The 18,469-nt window shown below is 39.9% G+C and carries 16 protein-coding genes and 1 pseudogene; 3 read left to right on the top strand and 14 right to left on the bottom strand.

What is annotated here, in order from left to right; all coding sequences use genetic code 11:
* Positions 1-85: 85 nt before the first annotated feature.
* The 9 genes and pseudogenes from PBAT_RS15455 to PBAT_RS15420 all read right to left on the bottom strand — a co-directional run bounded on the left by PBAT_RS15455 (position 86) and on the right by PBAT_RS15420 (position 9,156).
* On the bottom strand, positions 86-1,597 hold the full coding sequence (locus tag PBAT_RS15455) for a glycoside hydrolase family 68 protein (protein ID WP_068650864.1): 1,512 nt from the start codon (positions 1,595-1,597) through the stop codon (positions 86-88).
* Between the two features lie 176 nt (positions 1,598-1,773).
* Entirely contained in the window at positions 1,774-3,048 is a 1,275-nt protein-coding gene (locus tag PBAT_RS15450; protein WP_068650863.1) for an ABC transporter substrate-binding protein, read from the bottom strand.
* Positions 3,049-3,078: 30 nt separating this feature from the next.
* Positions 3,079-4,275 (bottom strand): helix-turn-helix domain-containing protein, encoded by a 1,197-nt coding sequence (locus PBAT_RS15445; protein ID WP_068650862.1) that lies wholly within the window; start codon positions 4,273-4,275, stop codon positions 3,079-3,081.
* A 4-nt stretch (positions 4,276-4,279) separates the two neighbouring features.
* Positions 4,280-6,061, bottom strand: a complete 1,782-nt coding sequence (locus tag PBAT_RS15440; protein ID WP_068650861.1) for a sensor histidine kinase — start codon at positions 6,059-6,061, stop codon at positions 4,280-4,282.
* Between the two features lie 368 nt (positions 6,062-6,429).
* Positions 6,430-6,750: a hypothetical protein gene (locus tag PBAT_RS15435; protein WP_068650860.1), complete on the bottom strand. Its 321-nt coding sequence runs from the start codon at positions 6,748-6,750 to the stop codon at positions 6,430-6,432.
* A 189-nt stretch (positions 6,751-6,939) separates the two neighbouring features.
* Complete coding sequence (locus PBAT_RS26490; protein ID WP_476739352.1) at positions 6,940-7,260, bottom strand: DapH/DapD/GlmU-related protein; 321 nt, start codon at positions 7,258-7,260, stop codon at positions 6,940-6,942.
* A 144-nt stretch (positions 7,261-7,404) separates the two neighbouring features.
* A pseudogene (locus PBAT_RS26485) lies at positions 7,405-7,545 on the bottom strand (maltose acetyltransferase domain-containing protein); the annotation flags it as partial.
* Between the two features lie 160 nt (positions 7,546-7,705).
* Positions 7,706-8,272 (bottom strand): DUF4256 domain-containing protein, encoded by a 567-nt coding sequence (locus PBAT_RS15425; RefSeq protein ID WP_084403126.1) that lies wholly within the window; start codon positions 8,270-8,272, stop codon positions 7,706-7,708.
* Positions 8,273-8,322: 50 nt separating this feature from the next.
* Entirely contained in the window at positions 8,323-9,156 is an 834-nt protein-coding gene (locus tag PBAT_RS15420) for an AraC family transcriptional regulator (RefSeq protein ID WP_068650858.1), read from the bottom strand.
* Positions 9,157-9,269: 113 nt separating this feature from the next.
* Between PBAT_RS15420 and PBAT_RS15415 the strand changes: the two genes are divergently transcribed.
* A complete protein-coding gene (locus PBAT_RS15415) occupies positions 9,270-10,277 on the top strand; it encodes a Gfo/Idh/MocA family protein (RefSeq protein ID WP_068650857.1) in 1,008 nt (335 codons plus the stop codon).
* 10 nt (positions 10,278-10,287) lie between these two features.
* Positions 10,288-11,220, top strand: coding sequence for an aldo/keto reductase (locus PBAT_RS15410; protein ID WP_068650856.1), 933 nt, complete (start codon positions 10,288-10,290; stop codon positions 11,218-11,220).
* A 1,151-nt stretch (positions 11,221-12,371) separates the two neighbouring features.
* Here the strand turns inward: PBAT_RS15410 and PBAT_RS15405 are convergent.
* Together PBAT_RS15405 and PBAT_RS15400 are read right to left on the bottom strand one after the other, a co-directional pair.
* The gene (locus tag PBAT_RS15405; RefSeq protein ID WP_068650855.1) at positions 12,372-14,048 is read right to left on the bottom strand and encodes a M56 family metallopeptidase; all 1,677 of its coding nucleotides are present in this window, start codon (positions 14,046-14,048) and stop codon (positions 12,372-12,374) included.
* A 9-nt stretch (positions 14,049-14,057) separates the two neighbouring features.
* A complete protein-coding gene (locus PBAT_RS15400; RefSeq protein ID WP_068650854.1) occupies positions 14,058-14,417 on the bottom strand; it encodes a BlaI/MecI/CopY family transcriptional regulator in 360 nt (119 codons plus the stop codon).
* Between the two features lie 383 nt (positions 14,418-14,800).
* On the opposite strand from PBAT_RS15400, the gene PBAT_RS15395 reads away from it, so the two are divergent.
* Positions 14,801-15,406, top strand: coding sequence for a recombinase family protein (locus PBAT_RS15395; protein WP_068650853.1), 606 nt, complete (start codon positions 14,801-14,803; stop codon positions 15,404-15,406).
* A 335-nt stretch (positions 15,407-15,741) separates the two neighbouring features.
* On the opposite strand, the gene PBAT_RS15390 is transcribed toward PBAT_RS15395, so the two are convergent.
* The 3 genes from PBAT_RS15390 to PBAT_RS15385 all read right to left on the bottom strand — a co-directional run bounded on the left by PBAT_RS15390 (position 15,742) and on the right by PBAT_RS15385 (position 18,343).
* Positions 15,742-16,515: a hypothetical protein gene (locus tag PBAT_RS15390; protein WP_068650852.1), complete on the bottom strand. Its 774-nt coding sequence runs from the start codon at positions 16,513-16,515 to the stop codon at positions 15,742-15,744.
* 72 nt (positions 16,516-16,587) lie between these two features.
* Positions 16,588-16,782, bottom strand: coding sequence for a hypothetical protein (locus PBAT_RS25305; RefSeq protein ID WP_169810127.1), 195 nt, complete (start codon positions 16,780-16,782; stop codon positions 16,588-16,590).
* Positions 16,783-17,068: 286 nt separating this feature from the next.
* The gene (locus tag PBAT_RS15385; protein ID WP_068650851.1) at positions 17,069-18,343 is read right to left on the bottom strand and encodes a DEAD/DEAH box helicase family protein; all 1,275 of its coding nucleotides are present in this window, start codon (positions 18,341-18,343) and stop codon (positions 17,069-17,071) included.
* Positions 18,344-18,469: the final 126 nt, after the last annotated feature.

The following is an 18,469-nucleotide window of genomic DNA, read 5'->3' as shown; positions in this document are numbered from 1 at the left end:
TTCAAGTCGATACCTCGCTTTTCACGTTACTCATCTTCATTTGAAAAAAGAAAGTAAATGCCAATTGGCATTTACTTTCTTTTAATTAATTATTATGTGGTTTGTTAGGCTTTTCAGGTTTATTAGGTTTATTATCTGAGATCGTTACTTGCCCTTGTTCTAGAATACTATCTTTCATAACGGAAGTCTTGGAACCTTTAATGTTCAGCAAGAAGCTCGGTGCAAAAGTGGAGTTATGCTCACCAAAGTAACCTCTATTTGTCATGTAGCTAGTGATGACTACATTATCTCCTTTAACTTGCGGAATTGCGAAGTGAGCGTAGTTCCAGGTAATATCATTTGGATCAAGATCTTGATGAAGGACAAGTCCTGTGTCATTCAATGGTTTGTATGGTCCGTTCAAAGAATTTGATACGTACCCCAACATGTAGATGTCTTCATCATCAATTCCATCAACGTACATTTTAGATCCTCTTGAACTCGTGAACAAATACCATTTACCATTCAATTTAAATACGTTAGCACGTTCAATTTCATCTGTTACAGTATTGGAAGCAAGTAGCGGCTTCAGTTCTTTTTTGAATGTATAATCGTTATTTAATTCAATGATACCGAGTGCACCATTCGCCATTTCCGCAAACGATTTGTCAGAGCTTCCTAGCAATTTCTTTTTCTCAGCTTGGAAGAAGGCATTGCTTCCACCATAGTAAGCTTTATTAAAGAGGGATTTTTCTCCTTGGTAGCCTGTTTTTATACCGGTATTCGCCTCAAAAACAAGGTACTTACGGCCCTTCTCCTCTACATAGTGAGGATCTCTTAAGGTATGATTATCGTCATACTCACCTTTGCTGAAACCGGTGATATCAACGCTTTGATAAGTCTTACCATCCTTGCCGTCATAGATCGATTTGAAATCTTCTACGCCGTCAATGTTCAGCGTATCACCATTCGGTTGAGATACATTGATTTGAGCCGTTGTTAATGTTTGCTTACCGTAGAATCCACGATCTGGATCCCATGGATGACGATTGGTATAGAACAACCGAACTTTGCCATCTGAGGTCATCGTTGCAGAACCCGACCATTCTTCCGCTTGATTGTTTAGAATCGTATCGTTAGGTACGAGTTTGTCATTATCCTTAAATACTCGGCCGGCATTCTTCCAGCTGCTAAGGGATGTGTCTCCTTCTTTCTTATAGAACATGTAAATAAACGTGTCCGCTCCTCTATCAGGGTCTCCCGCCAAACCAAAAACAATTTGATAACCCTTATAGTTTGCCACCGTTCCATCCGCATTTTGCAGTGGCCAAGTATCCCAAACGTCCATTTCAATTTTGTTTCCATTCTCATCATACTTGATTGCAGAAGGAATGTTCTTAATGGTCGAAGCATCAAATTGAGGTACTTTGAATTGGTTATTATTCTGTTGTTTAGGTAATTTCAACATGTCAGCGCGAGTGATATGGGAGAAATCATAGCTTTCTTTGTACTCCTCTTTGTTATTGCTTTTCGCAAAAGCTTGAGTTCCTCCGCCTACCAATAAAGCAGTTGTAAAGGTTAGTATTGTTGTTTGTTTAATCATGTTCTTGAAATTCATCATCTAACTCCTTTTATACTTCAAATTTGGTTGCTTCAAAATCAAAACTATACCTCCGTAGTGGTCTACCCGTCTTCCCATCACTTCTGTTCCCTTACTAAATTCTAATGAAAATGAAACGTTATGGGTATGTCGTACATTGATGTATTTACGGGCTTATATTGATTCACCTATGACTATTCATTCTTGTCCCATGACTTTTGGAGCTTATGAAGCAATTGATCACGGCTCAATTGGTTCCCTACATAAGCTTGCATGATATAGCCAAACTCCTCTCTCACCCTCTGAGGAAACTTAAACCAATGCCAGGACAACGTTTTATTCTCATCGGAGTAACGCATAAGATCATCCGCAAGCGCTCCCGATCGGTCCGTTTCTATATTTTCAAACGCTGAAATAAAATGGAATTGTTCCTTCATAAATTTTTTACCTTGTTCCGAAGAAACCATCCAGTTCAAGAATTTCTTTGCTTCTTTCTTTTTCTCTGGGGAAGATTCTTTATTTACAGCCCAGTTATTGGATACACCAATCGGCAACACATCGTTTCCGACATCATCATTAATCGACATGGGTAAAAAACCGATGTTCATATTCGGGGTTATTTGATCTATCTTCGATTGAACCCAATTCCCTTGTTTCAGAATCGCCGTTTTACCTATTGCAAACAACTCAACTTCCGTATTATAGTCTGTCGTCAGAAAATCCTTGTTGCCGTATTGAACGGTCAAATCTAGCATTCGAATGACATCTTCGAATTTTTTGTTCCCTTCGATAGTTTGTGTACCGTCCTTTAATGCTTGAATAAAAGCATCTGGGTCGTCTTGTTGGGCAAAAGCAATATTCAACATGAGAACGAAAAACCAACTATCCGAATACCCGACCGCAAAAGGGGTAATACCTATGTCATGCAGCTTTTCCGCCGCCACCGTTAATTCGGTCAGTGTTGTTGGTAGCGTATGTATCTTAGCCTTTGCGAATAAGTCCTTATTATAGATAAATCCGTAACCTTCATAATTGATAGGCATCCCGTATATTTTGCCATCCATTGTCATAGGCACTAGCGCATCTTTATATGCATGTTTCACCCACGGCTGATCGGACAGATCCTCGAGATACCTTATCCATGCCTTCGCGTCTTCGTAACCACCATTCGGAAAGATATCCGGACCTTTGTTGGCCGCAAATCTCGCCTTCAATTCATCAAGGTAGTTAGCCCCTCCGCCAAAGGTTAAAATATCCATGTTGATATTCGGATTTTCCTTTTCGTATGCCTTTACCATTTGCTCGAACGCTATAGAAATTTCAACTTTGGGATTAAGCACCTCCAAAGTGATTGTCTTCTCAGCTACATTAGGGTCCAATTCCTTCAGCGGACGATTATCCACCCCACATGAAGAAAGAGACAGGGTAATCAACCCTGCTACAATAAATTGAATAACCTTTATTTTCATGATTCCCCCATTAATTTTCAACAAATTAACTTATAAATTAGCCATCTTGGCTTCGTCATTTATTTCCCTTTTCCCCTCTGCATTCCGATATTCAATAGGCGTCAATCCAACATTTTTTTTGAACAACTTCGAGAAGTAAATCTCATCTTGGTACCCGAGCTTTAGTGCAATCGAGTACATCTTCTCATCCGTTTCGATTAACCACTGTTTAGCTTGATTAATTCGTAACTGAATGACGTAGCTGGACAGCGTCATCCCTACATCTTGTTTGAATCGCCGCGAAATGTGTTCTCGGCTAAGAAAAAACCGGTTTGACAGTTTGTCCAAACTTAACTCATCCATGTAATGCTCATCTACGAAAGCGACAATATCATGCATGCGCCTTGCATCATCCATATCTGCCAAACGATGTATGGCTCTGAAATTCTGTTCGGTCATAGACCTTTGTGCAGATTGAAAAGACTGTGAGAGCTCTTCCAAAGATTCGATTGGAGGACCACTAACCAGACGAACAGGAATATCAAAGTGCTGGGTAATCCATTCCTCTACCTTAAAGAACTGGCCTTGAACAGAAAGGATTACACAGACATTTGGATCATTCTGAAGGGCAAAGGCATTCCCCCACTCCCGTAGAACCAGTTCATCCGTTAAAAGCTGAAGATAGGCTTCCGAGTGTTGGGTTTGGTAAAAGTACATCAACGTTAGATCGTATGTATCCCCTTGCGGGAGAGATAAAGCAATTTCGTCGGAATCAAAGAACTCACCGTTACAAGCAGAGGTCATCTCCCTGTTTAAGCGGAACATCTTAACCTCTTCATACAAACCTGACTCCTTATCGCGGCGTTCTTCTTCTTCTGTTTCCCAAGATCTCACCGCGCCTGCCAAGGCTTCATTCAGCATGTCATCTTCGATTGGCTTCATCAAATAATCAAAGCACCCATGCTTGAACGCTTTACGCATGAACGAATAGTCGTCAAACCCTGAGATCATTATTACTTTTCCTGGATATGAGTTGGCATCCAACCATTCGATCAAATCAATCCCGTTATTTCTGGGCATTTTCACGTCTGTCAAGATGATTTCTGGACATTCCAGATCAATCACTACTTTAGCCTCCACACCATTTCTGGCTTCAAAGACATCGGTAATCCCGTGTGCTTCCCACCGTCCCAAATAACGAATAATCTTTCTAACATTGGACTCATCATCTACGATAAGAGCTTTCATAACGTTACTCCTCCTTTAGGTAGAGTGGAATCACCAGCCGCACAGAGAACCCTTGTCCCTGCATCGAATCTAGTTCAATTCCCGCTGTCTGATCGAAATGAAGAACCAAGCGATCATGAATGTTTTTCAAGCCGATATGCTCAAGCGAATAGTTCCCTTCATTAATGGGTGTGTAGATTTTGTTTTTTAAAACCATCAGCTCATCATCCGTCATACTGTTTCCGGTATTTTCCACGACTAGATTCAAATATTCACCTCGTATTTCGCCGTAAATATGTAAATGGGCTTGTTCATACCCCTCGTCATAACAGTGTTTGAAAAAGTTTTCAACGAGCGGTTGCACAATCATACTCGGAACAGGAATATCAAGAATGATCTTGGGTAAATCAATGGCATAGCTGAAATCGGTTTGGAAACGCTCCTCTTGAAGGTTCAAATATGCTCTTACGTAATCCACCTCACTCCGAACCGTCGCCTTTTGATCCACACGAATGGAATACCGCATCATTTTGGATAAAGAGGTTACCAGTTCGTATACTCTTCGCGACTCTGAGAGCAGGGCAACCGTAGCAATGGATTGTAGAGCGTTGAATAAAAAGTGCGGATTGATCTGCGACTTTAGCGCCCTATGCTGGTTCTTCCTGTTCTCTATCTCTAGCTTGTATTCTCGATCGATATGACGGTTGATCCGGTTCATCATTTCCTTGATATGCCTTTCTAGACTACCGATTTCATCCTCCCTCTGATCGTCAAACGGGGCATTCATATTCCCCCCATTTATGCTCAGAACTTTATGACTCAGCAACTTTATCGGACGTGTAACCTTATATGAAATAACAGCGATCATGATCAAGCCAAGCACCCCCACAATTACACCAACGATGATGTTCGTGTAGGCGGTTTCCCTTACATTTTTAAATAAAAAATCGCTTGGCGTTATCTTAGTAAAGCTCCACTCATTTAGCGGTTCCTGCAACGTTGTCGAGAAGACAATATCACCATCTGTAGATTGTGCACCTGTGGCCTCCGGATTAATTTTCTTTTGTAATTCTGCCGGAACAGCCTTACCAATCAGGGTTTCATCGCTTGCATATATGATATGGCCATCCGAATCAGACAGCAGTACGGTTTCTTTACTTTTTCGAATAAAATGATTAGCTATCTGAGCGATTTCATCCAAATCAATGTCTATTGTGATGATACCGAGAAATTCTTTAGTTAGAACATCCGAGATTTTGTGATGAACCGTCACTACCGTCGATTTATCCGACTCAGGCATAAATGAAGTATTGTTATAGTTCTTTATCTGATGAGGCGGTTCGATTATATAGTTCATTTTTGAGTTTAATAGCTTCTGAATAGAAGCCTGATTCAATAAATCAGGCTTCCGCTTATGTGAGCTTAACATGGTATTATAAACCGTAAACGAACTCTTCCCTTCTTCGATATAGAAGCGAATCTGCCGAATCTCGCTCCTCATCAGATAAAAAGTTGTCATTCCTTTATAGATTTCAAGTTGGTTGAAATATAGAGACCTTTCAAAGCCTTGTTCAAACACCCTGAATAAGTCTGGATTTCTATATAAAATATATGGAAGATTAACGATGTCATCAAAATACTGCTCCAGATCTTTCGACGCCTGTTCCATTTGCTCGCTACTGTTCTCAAGTTCATGCCGTTCCACATCCGCTTTCGTTTGCCGATAGATCAAAAGTACGGATAGAAAATACGGAAGAATTATAAAAACAAGAAGCAACATTAATAAGCGTTTTTGAATGCTTTTCACAAAAATACTCCTCTATTAAAAATCTTCATTCTATCATTATAACTTTCTATTATTTCAAATTAGCTCTCCAAAAACTGGAAACACACTCTCAACTTCCAAGGTTTGTGTGAAATTAAATGTGTACTACTAGCAGATTTTTAGTATTCCGTGATAAGCAAAACAAATCAAAATGAAACTACCTGTTGCTTAGCAACAAGTAGTTTTCACGAAGAATCTATGATAGAAAAGCTTGATATTAAAATAGCTCAGCTCATCATTACCCTATCTTTAGTAATCTGAAACAAAGAATATGAAAAATATTGTGCGAAATACAACATCCGTCAGGCAGCAAGACATGTTCGCATGAAAAAACCTCCCGAAGGAGGTATCTATTTGCTGGTCAAGACTTCGTTGAAAATCTGTCCTTCACCATCTATTTTGATTATTTTAAGGCGACTCGTGTTTTTGATATATATGGTCTTGTATTGTTCTACTCCCCCTTGGTCAATAAGAAGAAGAATACGTTTACCTTCGTTATCTGTTACCGTTTTGAAATTATAATCTTCCTTATCGATTTGCTGAATAATGGTGTCATATTCAGGTAATGAAGACCATTCCTCCTGATTGATACTTTCTTTAGATTGGTTTTGAGCATCTTTTTCAGGCTGGTCATTTTGTTTTGAATTTTCTTGTACGACTTCTGTACCCACGGAATTCTGGTTTTTTCTGTAATGGCGTTATTATTGATATCCGTTCCATTACTACTACATGCTGTCATTATTATTGTAGCACCAACTATTGTAATAATCGTTTTGTACATTACTTATGTCATCTCCTGTTGATCTTTCTCTTTAACTCTTGGCGACAGACGAAACCACATGTGTGGAGTGCCTGCACTTTTACTTAAAACCAATTTTTCTGTCTTTATAATAGTATTCCTTATCATGGTCGTTGATTTCACGTAGTACATGGCAGGGATTACCAATAGCAACCACATTGGCAGGAATATCTTTAGTTACAACACTACCTGCGCCGATAACGGTATTATCACCAATTGTAACGCCTGGAAGAATAATAACGCCTGGAAGAATAATAACGCCTGCACCAATCCAAACGTTTCTACCGATATGAACCGGTATATTGAATTGTGTTACATTTACGCGAAGCTCGGGAACAATTGGATGACCTGCGGTCGCAACCGTTACATTTGGGCCGAACATCGTATGGTCACCCACATATATGTGGGTGTCATCAACCATAGTCAGATTAAAGTTGGCATAAATATCATTTCCAAAATGCACATGTTTGCCGCCCCAGTTCGCATGGAATGGTGGCTCAATATAACAATTATCACCGATTTGCGCAAACATTTCTTTCAATAGTTGATTACGCTTTTCAACCTCAGATGGACGAGTTGCGTTGAAATCATATAGTTTCTCAAGGCACTCGCCCTGTTCCATCATAAGCTCCTCATCCGTACAGTTGTAAATCTCACCAGAATGCATTTTTTCATATATTGTCATATATTCAATCCTCCAATAAATTTACTACTTATCCTAAACCAAACTGTCATTAACTTCTAGAGTTGCGTCTTAGAGGAATAACAGCAACATCGGTTTTCGCCCAAGAGCGAATGCTGGATTCATCGTATCTACATCTATTTCCTCAAAACCTTAACCATCCACGGAAACTTCTGGCAGCATAATAAGATTCTGCTCCATTGTGGTACATAAATACCGTATCGTATCGACGATCACAGAATATAGCCCCGCCAAGCCTTCTAATGTGTTCAGGCGTTTGCACCCAGCTCGATGTTTTAGTATCGAAACGGCCAAGGTTCTGTAGCTCTCGATATTGTTCTTCTGTTAAAATCATAATTCCCATTTCATTAGCCATATCTATAGCGTTGTTTTTGGGTTTGTGTTCCTTCCTAGATTCCAGTGCTTCTCGGTCGTAACAAATACTTCTACGCCCCTTAGGACTTTCCGCTGAACAATCATAAATAATGTATTCGTCCTTCTCAGTGTCATGACCGACAACATCTGGCTCACCACCGGTTTGTTCCATTGCATGAAGCGACCACAATTTTCTGGCATTCGCTTCTAGTTTTACTTGTACGTGAGCCCATTCCATTCCTTCATGGCGATTCATATTTTTCTCAAAACGGGCTTGCACTGTTTTGAGTAATTCTTCTTGTTGTTCTGCTAACAACGTTTTATTTTCATTTGTCATCCTAATTCTCCTCATATTCCGCATTGTTACAACAACTACAATATCCGTGCTTACTCGTAAAGTTCTCTATAGGTTGTAGGGGTTATTTTCTCATATTCCATAAACCTTTTATTGAAATAGCTGACACTTGGGTAGCCCGCTTCATTGGCAATTTGACCGATTGAGCAATCACGTCGCTCGAGTAGCCATTGCTTGGCGATTTGCAGTCTACATCTTGTAATAAACTCCATTGGTGTAATCGACATGGTCTGTTTGAATAACTTGCAGAAATAGTGAGGACTGACATCCGCTTTACTTGACCAATATTCGAGCAGAAAAGGTTCCGTAGCAGAAGATTGCATATCAGGAAGCAAATCCAATATCTTTTTATTCGTCCCCCCTTGCTTCCGCTCTGTTAAAGGAATGGCTTGCTCAATAAAATTAACAACTAATGCGTACGTCCTAGCAGATAATTGTGTCGGATTAAGCATTCGATTGGTCTCTGCCTCTAGCATCAATTCGTCGTGTAGTTTGATCCAAAGTTCGGTTTGCCTAAATGTCCACAGTTGACCTGGTTTAATGTTATTGCTTAGTAAATATTCTTTCAGCTTATCTCCATAAAAGTGAATCCAACGGATATTCCAAGGCTCTTCCTTACTAGAATAATAATTTTGCTCTTGTTGAGGATAGTAAAAAACAGCGTCTCCCGGACCGAGAATATGCTCAACACCATTTAACTTAACAAAGCCATAGCCCGATTCGACAAAATGAATATTATAACTAATCATTTGATTGGGCTTGCGCTGTACATTGTGATCAGGGTCTGAAATGTAATGACCAACGGACTCAGGATAGATGAAATAAACATTTCCAGATAGTGTAACCATATGGATTTGACGCCTCACATAGATTCACCTCGATGACAATTTTGTTTCATTTATAAACAAAATACTATCATTTTAATTTCAATACAGTAAAAGTATAATCACAATATACTACTAATTAAGGGGTGAATCAATTGTCTGATCGCAAGCTCAAATGGGGAGTTTTAGGGAGTGCTCGAATTGCAGTTAATTCAGTTATTCCAGGTATTCTTCAATCAGATTTAAATGAAGTAGTAGGTATTGCAAGCAGAAATTTAGAGAAAGCACAAAAAACTGCAGTTAAATTTCAAATTCCAAAAACATACGGTTCATATGAACAATTACTACAGGACCCAGACATCGATGCTGTTTATATACCACTGCCGAATCATTTACACTATGAATGGACGATCAAGGCAATCCAAGCAGGAAAGCATGTCTTATGCGAAAAGCCGTTAGCATTAAATGCAGAAGAAGCAGAGCGAATGGTACGGTCTGCCAATGAAGCAGGAGTTATATTAGCAGAAGCTTTTATGTATCGTTATCATCCAAGATACACCCAAATCAAGGAAATTATTGATCGTGGAGAAATCGGTGAAGTAAGAGGAATTCGCAGTGCATTTACTTTCAATAATGCCAATGATTTGAATAACGTACGTTATCAAAAGGAATGGGGGGGTGGAGCTATTTACGATGTTGGCTGCTATCCAATCACTGCTGCGAGATTGCTACTAGGAAAAGAACCAGCAGCAGTTACAGTCCAAGCACAATTTTCCAGTGTTCATGGTGATGTAGATATGATGGCTGCGGGCTTAATTGAATTTGAGGGTGATGTTTCGCTTCAATTCGACTGCTCAATGTGGTCTGCTTTTCGTAACCCGCTTGAGGTGCTAGGTTCTGAGGGAATCATCGAGGTTCCTTCCGCCTTCGTAACGCCAACCGAAGAAAGTGGTCATTTCTATATCATTAAATCCGATGAAAAAAATAAAGTATCTGTACCGTTTCTAAATGCATATTCATTGCAAGCAGATGCCTTTGCTCAGGCAGTTCTTCATGGGAAGCCACTACCTTTTAATGCAACAGATGCGGTACACAATATGAAGATCATTGATGCGTGTATAGCATCGGCAAGAGAAAAAACGAAAGTAAAACTGAGCGAATAGAGGTGTATACATGGAATATATACAAATTGCAGGATGCCGCAAGCCAGTTTCAAGATTGATGAAGGGTACTGATTATTTTTCCCATGACAGCTATGAGCTTGTCCAAAAAAATATGGATGCTTTTATTACAATCGGTGGAAATTCTTTGGATACTGCAAATATATATTGCGGTGGTCAAAGTGAAGAAGTGATTGGTAGATACTTAGAGGATAGAGGGAATCGGGAGCAATTAGTAATTTTGACAAAAGGTGCGCATCATGATCAAAATGGCCCTCGATTATCTAAAAAGGATATTGCATATGATCTTTCGCTTAGCTTAGAGAGATTACGAACAAACTATATTGATCTCTATGCCTTGCACCGTGATGATCCAAATACACCTGTAGAACATATTATTGATGCATTAAATGAATATATAGAGGCTGGCACAGTGCAGGCTATTGGTACTTCAAATTGGACTTGGCAGCGCATACAAGAAGCCAATGACTATGCACAACGTGAGGGCTTAACAGGCTTTACCTTCAACAGTCCTAATTTGAGTCTTGCCAAAGTAAATGAGCCGTTCTGGAAAGATTGTGTTTCCTCAGATGAAGAAACCTGTAAATGGCATGAAGAAGTTCAAATGCCTTTACTTTCATGGTCTTCACAAGCTAGAGGCTTTTTTACAGGTCTGTTCACACCAGAAAATCGAGAAAACGCCGATTTGGTCCGTGTGTTTTATAGTGATGCTAATTGGGAGCGTCTAAGAAGAGCCAAGCAACTTGGGACAGAAAAGGGTCTGACTGCTATACAAATCGCTCTTGCCTATGTGATAAATCAGCCATTTCCAACTTGTGCATTGATTGGAGCACGCAGTGAAGCGGAGCTATCATCTTGCAACGAAGGAGCAATAATTAAATTGACGAAGGCAGAAATGGACTGGCTTGATCTAACAGCGGATTAAATACAACAATTGAAGTAATGATACTCACTGTCAACTGCATCTGAAGGAATCGAAGATGTAGTTGACGGCGAGTTTTACTGTTATATGTTATCGAGGTAGCGATGAATTGGAATGAAAACCCTAGATAAAGGCATAACCACAAGATAGCTACCATGTCTTAATTCATTGCTAAACTCCTCAACCAAATTCACCATTTGTTATTTTCCTCAAGGCGAAATGCCCTCTCAAGTACGTTATTTGAAATTATTTCATACCCTTCTTTATAAGTGAACATTTCTCGATTTATTATATGATCTCAATTATACAACGCATTGAAACAATCCTGCCCGTTAGCTTAACGCCTAGTAAGACATATGTATAAAAATCATTATTTTCTCAGATGTCCTATGCAGCTCTACCTCGTTCAACGTCCGCCCATTCCGTTTGTATTTCCCTTGGGGCTTTACTATGACCGTTCTTTCGGATTACAATATTACTTATTTTGTCTATATACAAAGATGACCTTTTACTATCCATTGTGGCTCACCATAATGGATCAAATTCAGTAATTCAATGCTTTTTGTTAATACCCATCCATAATACAGTAGAATATCCATTTTCATTAGACAAAAAAATAAATGAAAAAGAGACGTTGGGATAACATTTATTCCAACGTCATTTTTCTGTTATTTTACTCTACAATCGTATACGTTCTATCTCTATAGATCAACAACGCCACCGATTCCACATGTGACGAGTAGACAGGGAGTACAGACATTAACATAGAACTGGAATGGCATTTACCCTTGTCTTTATAGACGCCCCTATCGGGCGTTTTTTCTTTATTCGGTAATAGTATTCCCGGTGACGTACACCGTCATATGCGGCGAATGTGGGCTACTGACAACGAAAGAAGAAGACGGTTCGGCGGGGAACGTCGTCCTTTCGCTTCCGATCGAAAAAACGATAAGTTAAGTATAGCTAGGCATGTAACAATATGGAACATGACAGTTCGAAAAATTGCGCGTAAATTAAGTACGCCTTTTGTGGCGCCGACATACACCTATTCCCCCGGTGTACCCCTTCGAGATTACGTTTGAATTTCAAGTTTCAAAAATGAATAGACGCCGATCATTTAGACCGACGCCGATTGGTAGGACGGCAACCCACCTTTATTTCGTCACGATAAAGTTAGGGAGATTTTCTTCAAGATACTTAATTCTTTCCGAATAATCTTGTTTTGCATGAGTTTCCGAAAGTATATTGTTCGACACTAACAAGTCATAAAATGATTTCAGCATCTGGGCTGATAAAGCGGAAGTAATCATCATTCTTTGACCGTCGATCAGAACAGAAGATATTTCTTCAGGCTGTATAAGTTCAATCTGTACGCCGTTCCTGTCGATTATGAAATACATCTCCTTCGCATTTTCAAACACTAAATGTTTTACTTCTGCCCCGTTTGCCAAGCGATTCTGAACTTCTTCCATTGAATAGCCCGGATTCCGATCATTTATCAGCAGCCATTTTGCAAAATCTTTTGCATCGATTTGATCTGTACCATATTTTTTCCAAACCGCGCCATTATCTTTGCTTATCTGTATTGTGTTATCCATCATGACACGTAGATATATTTCATTGTCCATATAAACTGCACGATACTTTGAAGCCATAAGACTGTCTATCAACTTCGGTACATCATATTTCTTGTTGAATGTTAAGTCGTGCGGCATTAAATCTGTAATGGTGGCACCTTGAGATAATGCGGGCACAATATCTGTAGTGATGGCACCTTGATATAATGCGGGTACTCTTTCGGCATTAGGTTCGGCTATTGGATTGTTGACACCCTTAGCAACTTCCGTTTTGTCCGATGCAGAAGTCGCAAAGATGATAACGACACTGGCTACAAGCCCAATAGCGAGCAACATCGTGGTGATAGTGATTTTCTTGGTTTTCATGATCGATATAATCCTTTCTTCGGTTGAGTTTTTGGAAAAACTACTAATCATCGGCGACAAGCCGATTTTCTTCTCTTCCAAACGGACAAGTGCCCTAGCATAAGTAGGTTTCGTGTTTTCCCCAAATTTTCGTATGACTGTTTCATCACAGAATAGCTCGATATCACGGTTGGCAAGAATATACATGACCCATACAAAAGGGTTGAACCAATGGACGCATACGCTAGTGGCAAGAATCCATTTTTTTAGTGTGTCGAATCGCTTGATGTGCGTAAATTCGTGGGTCAGGATAAGCGCAAGTTGTTTCTCATCGTCATAATCTAAATTTTTGGGCAAGAGTACAACAGGCTGAAAAATGCCGTAGGTAAGCGGAGTTGAAATATTATCTAGTTGCCTGATTTGAACATCTCGCCATAACAAATTTGAATGCTGCCATTTTCTTATAAAATCGTTTCTAATAGGCACAGCCATTTTGTAGATTTTGCGATACCTTAAATGCGGAATGATAAAAAATAAAGCACATAACGTAAAACCAACTAACCACACCCATACAATAGGCGATATTTGTAAAGCCGTCTTTAATGGCACAATCCGCGCGGTCAAATGTTCTGTAATTGGTGGCATGATTACCGTAGTTCCATTAACAAATGTTGAACTTTCTGGCGTGGGAATCAATTTTGGCACTGGAAACATTCCTCTTAAATGTTCCGCTGCCGTAAAAATGCTAAATTGCGATTGAATTGAAACAGGTACAAGCAATTGAATTAATGCAACACCCCAAAGAAACATAAAGGTTATTTTGGGCAGCTTGTGAATAAGCAAGGAACGTAAGAAGATAACTGCAAGAATAAAGACAGAAGCCGAGATACTTATTTGAAGTAATGACATTACCTCACCTCATTCCATGCTATCGATAAGACGTTTCAAGCGGCTAATTTCTTCTGTCGACAGTCGTTTTTGTCCCAACAATGAAGCAATCAGTCTGTCGGGGACGCCATCATACATTTTATTAATCAACTCTGTTGTTTCGTGTTCTTGCGCTTGCTCTCGTGTAACAAGGGCATGGCAAACGAAATTAGGTTCCCGTCGTTCAATCGCCCCTTTATCAAGGCATCTTTTGATAATGGTATAAGTTGTAGTCTTACTCCAACCTATTTTTTCCTTTGTAATTTCTGCAATCCTCTTTGCAGCTGTATCGCCATCTCTCCACAAGATTTCCATAATATTAAGTTCACTGTCAAAAAGCTTCACAACCATATGAAAGCACCTCATTTCCTTATTATTCTACTGTAGTAGAACCATGTAATTAGATTCTACCACAGTAGAATATTTTCATCTAGAGCGTTCTGCCATTACTCCTACATCTCACCTTTAAGGGCATTCGAAATTCAGGATAAGTTAACTTTGAAATTTTACTAAATTGCACGCAAATTGTTCTCGGTATACGCGGAACCGACATCCCCCCGGTTCCCCAAGTGGGGAGCTTCGGCTAGTTTTCTTCAAACGATGTTTCATTAGGGTACACCCCTGCGGGACAACACAACAATAACGGTAGAATGCGGGTTTGTAGTGTCCCATTGATATGTCCCAAAGCTAGTGTTATAATTAGTCTAACATACATACGATTGGGGACAATGAAAATGAATACACCTAAGAAATACGGATATGCGCGTGTATCAACGACGGAACAAAACTTGGACTATCAGATAGAGCGCTTGGAAGCGTTCGGTATAGACGAACTGGTAACGGATAAGAAGACGGGTATCAACGCAAAGCGCGAAGGGTTACAATCCATCCTAACGCGTCTCACAGAAGGCGACATTATCGTAATTCTTCGTATTGACCGTATAGCGCGTAACGTTCGCGACTTACTGAATATCATTGAAACAATCGAAGCGAAAGGCGCGGGGTTGATTATTGTTGATATGGGCGGCAATACAGTAGACACGAAGACAGCTATGGGGAAATTCATGGTGACGATGTTAGGTGCTGTGGCTGAATTTGAATACGGTGTAAACCGCTCTAAGCAATTGGAAGGAATCGACCTAGCGAAGCGGGAAGGGAAGTATACAGGTAGTGTCAAGCGTTATCACGATAAGCACGAGGGAATGAATCACGCGATTGAAATGTACGTTAAGGGTGAAACGGTCGCTAAGATATGCAAGGTAACGAAAATCGGTCGTTCGTCGCTGTATCGTCGTATTGCTGAATTGGGAATAAGTCGGGAAGAAAGTCGTCAAGCCTAACGGTTCGGCGGCTTTTTCTTTCGAAGATCACTTTATCGCAATAACGCAGTAATGTCCAATTTTGCATATATTCGGATTGAATGGACATGTCGGAAACCTAATAACGGCGCGGGTTTTCATTGGCTTTTTGCGAAAAACGATATTTTCAAAACAGGACATATTCGCCATGTCTAGCGTATGTTTCACAACATGTTTTCACTAAAACTTTCGATTCCCCATAATGTTTATATCTGACCAAATGAAAAACCGCCCTATAATTAAAGGCGGTCAATTCTGAACTATCGTTTTCCCGTTAGGTTAATGCAATAATTCGATCTTGTTTTCACTATGCATGATTACCATCTACATTGTTTTTGACTTTCCCTTTCTGATACATTGCTTTTTTTTCTAACTTCAATGATTTTTATTCCATTCTCGGGTGTATCGATTAATGTGAAAATGATTCTATCATATGAAGGAGCGTGATGTCCTGCATAGTTTAATGCACTTGCAATAACTAAATGTCTTCGTGTATCGCCTTTAATTCGCTTAATGCTATCTATCCTTGGACACATTATAAAATCTGGAAAATTCTTCTCGATTACAGAAAAGTATCTTGTGTACAATGTTTCCTCCAGAAGTTCATCTTTAGGTGCTCCAACAGGTTCATACTTCCAGCCTACAATGATCCAATCATAAAGCTCTTGCGAAGTTAATCGGATTTTTTTCTTGTTCTTTGTAAGTACAATTTCACCATCGACGGCAGTACATGTCTTGATAAGACGACCAATACATTTATACGCTGGTTCTAAAGTTATTAGATCACCGTTAAGCATGTTTATTCTAAAAAGTAATGGAGCTTTTTCACCCTCTAACTTCGTTGCCTGTTCGCTAGGACTTGAGGTATTAATCCAATTAATAACCTTTCGGATAATCCTTTCGTCATATCCATCTGTCATGCTGAAAATCCTTGAATCATCTGTTCCTTTTAAACGAACTACTTGCATTGATGAAACTTCACTATAACTTAGTCTTATTAAATTTGTTCCGTCGTTAGCTTCTGCTAATAAATGCGTTGGGAAAATTAATCCAACAAGCAAAAGGAACACAGTTAATTTCATTTTCTTCAATTATCATCACCTTTGGATACTGTCACCATTTTTCAGGGGAAGTATGTACCAAAATTCAAACGTTTCATTGAACTATCCTCCCGTGAGCTTAACGTGATTAACGGTAGGCATTTTTAACGTAACGAATTTACCTATGTTTAGGTTCGATACAATGGCGACAGCTTCGAGTTTAATGGCGCTAGCGGGTTTCAGAGTATCCATACGAAGCGGGAACGTATACATCCAATGTGACACAATAACCGCTATAATTACGATCCTTAAAAACACTTATACATAAACGTCCCTACGCTTCGCTTCGTGCCGTTGCCGTTCGCTATCGCTCCCGCCGCTGTCTATATACAATCCTTTTATCGTTAGATATTTAACGTTCTGAATATGGTAGTAGGCTATACGATGGCTAGGCGAAGCCGTTGCCCCGCTCCCGTCGGTACAGGCGTAGCCGAAACCGTTAGGGGCGGTATTATTACATACCTTTTCTCTTCTAAGGGAAAGCGCCTGAAACCCGCGCCGTTACTGGGTTTATTCGAATTTTTGCCTTGTTTTGAAAAGCAGATTATATTTCGTTATCTAACCAACGTTGAAGTAGAACACGCATTCTTCGACTTGGAACGTATACCTTAACGGGTTGACCGTCACGTATTGCTGAACGAAATAACCATTGCAGTAAGTCCGATAATGCAAGCATTTCTTCGTTAACCGTTACATTCCTTTGTGCGAAGAAGTGTTTCTCGATAGGATTCATATAGCGATTTAATGCGAACGCCAAGACGGTCTTATGACGGTACTTGTTCGTAGCACGGATATTAAACGGTGTAAAACATGCTTTACCTTTGTCGGTAGTAGTGTCGGCTATCTTTGATTCTTCCTTCGCAAATCCGCAACCTTGAAGCCGCTTCTTACTATCCTTGAACGTTGTCCAAAGAAAGTTTTCTGACTTCGATTTCGTTACATGACGGAAGTAATTATATATGGCGTCCTTTAGCTTCTTCACATTCGGCGTATTGTGTTTATGTTCGAACCAACTCTTTGATAATGCTGTATCACGTACCCCAATGTCGTTAAGCTTACCGTCATAGATCGTAATCAGTTCACGGAAGCGGGAACGGTCTTCCTTGACGCTAGACTTCGGTACCAGTTCATAACGACCGTCGTCCCTTACAACGTCGTAATAAGCGTACTGGACGCCATGAAAGTCATAATAATGGCGCTGAACTTGCCCCGCGAATAGATAGGTTAGAATATATACTTCGTCGAAATAGTTGAAGACCTTCGCAGGGAAGTTCCAAACAAAAGCGACATTATTTACGGCGTAAAGGTTCCCTGATAGTGCGTAATGCATTACGTCGTTAAACCTCGTAATCATTGTATGGTCGCCTGTCCATGTTACAGCTTGTGTATCTTCGGATATTTCAACATAGCCCGATTTCAATAATACGGGAAGGTCGTCCCGCTTCAACGGTACTTGTTCAATGACATCCATTACTTCATCAACAATCAGCGTATATCGTTCCCATTTCAAAAGCTCCATTAATTCATCGTCCGCCAATGCGAATAGTGCATGAGTGGTCGCAATGTCTTCCCCTGTGGCGATTAACTTCTTTAGTGAAGCAAGTTTCGTTCCATGTCCATGCTTGGCGTTCGGTTCACGGAAATTACGGTTACTGACTTCGGACTTTATGCGTTTAACTTCGTCAAGAAATGGCGTCACGTATATAAACCTTTGCGTGTTGGGTGCTTCCTTCATTAGTTGAATAGCATAGGATGTCTTACCAGACCCCATAATTGAATCAAGTACAATCACCTTTTTATCTTCGTTTTCATTCTTCATGCGTTTCGCCCCCTATGGTTGTCGTTCAATTCCTTTATGTCGTACTTCTCGGGGGCGTTGTGACGCTTTAACATATTATATTGTCAATGATTCTTTACATTAATAAAAGAGTAGTGTCACATATTG

Source organism: Paenibacillus antarcticus, from assembly GCF_001637225.1.
Lineage (GTDB): Bacteria > Bacillota > Bacilli > Paenibacillales > Paenibacillaceae > Paenibacillus_AQ > Paenibacillus_AQ antarcticus.
Note: the sequence above shows the minus strand (reverse complement) of the source record. Positions and strands in the feature narration are given on the sequence as shown.

What these genes read in the sequence shown, in the direction of transcription:
- PBAT_RS15425 (WP_084403126.1), bottom strand. Translation starts at nt 8,272, where the DNA reads ATGACAAATGAAAATAAAACGTTGTTAGCAGAACAACAAGAAGAATTA.
- PBAT_RS15445 (WP_068650862.1), bottom strand. Translation starts at nt 4,275, where the DNA reads ATGAAAGCTCTTATCGTAGATGATGAGTCCAATGTTAGAAAGATTATT.
- PBAT_RS15455 (WP_068650864.1), bottom strand. Translation starts at nt 1,597, where the DNA reads ATGAATTTCAAGAACATGATTAAACAAACAACAATACTAACCTTTACA.
- PBAT_RS15395 (WP_068650853.1), top strand. Translation starts at nt 14,801, where the DNA reads ATGAATACACCTAAGAAATACGGATATGCGCGTGTATCAACGACGGAA.
- PBAT_RS15450 (WP_068650863.1), bottom strand. Translation starts at nt 3,048, where the DNA reads ATGAAAATAAAGGTTATTCAATTTATTGTAGCAGGGTTGATTACCCTG.
- PBAT_RS15410 (WP_068650856.1), top strand. Translation starts at nt 10,288, where the DNA reads ATGGAATATATACAAATTGCAGGATGCCGCAAGCCAGTTTCAAGATTG.
- PBAT_RS15385 (WP_068650851.1), bottom strand. Translation starts at nt 18,343, where the DNA reads ATGAAGAATGAAAACGAAGATAAAAAGGTGATTGTACTTGATTCAATT.
- PBAT_RS15400 (WP_068650854.1), bottom strand. Translation starts at nt 14,417, where the DNA reads ATGGTTGTGAAGCTTTTTGACAGTGAACTTAATATTATGGAAATCTTG.
- PBAT_RS15405 (WP_068650855.1), bottom strand. Translation starts at nt 14,048, where the DNA reads ATGTCATTACTTCAAATAAGTATCTCGGCTTCTGTCTTTATTCTTGCA.
- PBAT_RS26490 (WP_476739352.1), bottom strand. Translation starts at nt 7,260, where the DNA reads ATGTTCGGCCCAAATGTAACGGTTGCGACCGCAGGTCATCCAATTGTT.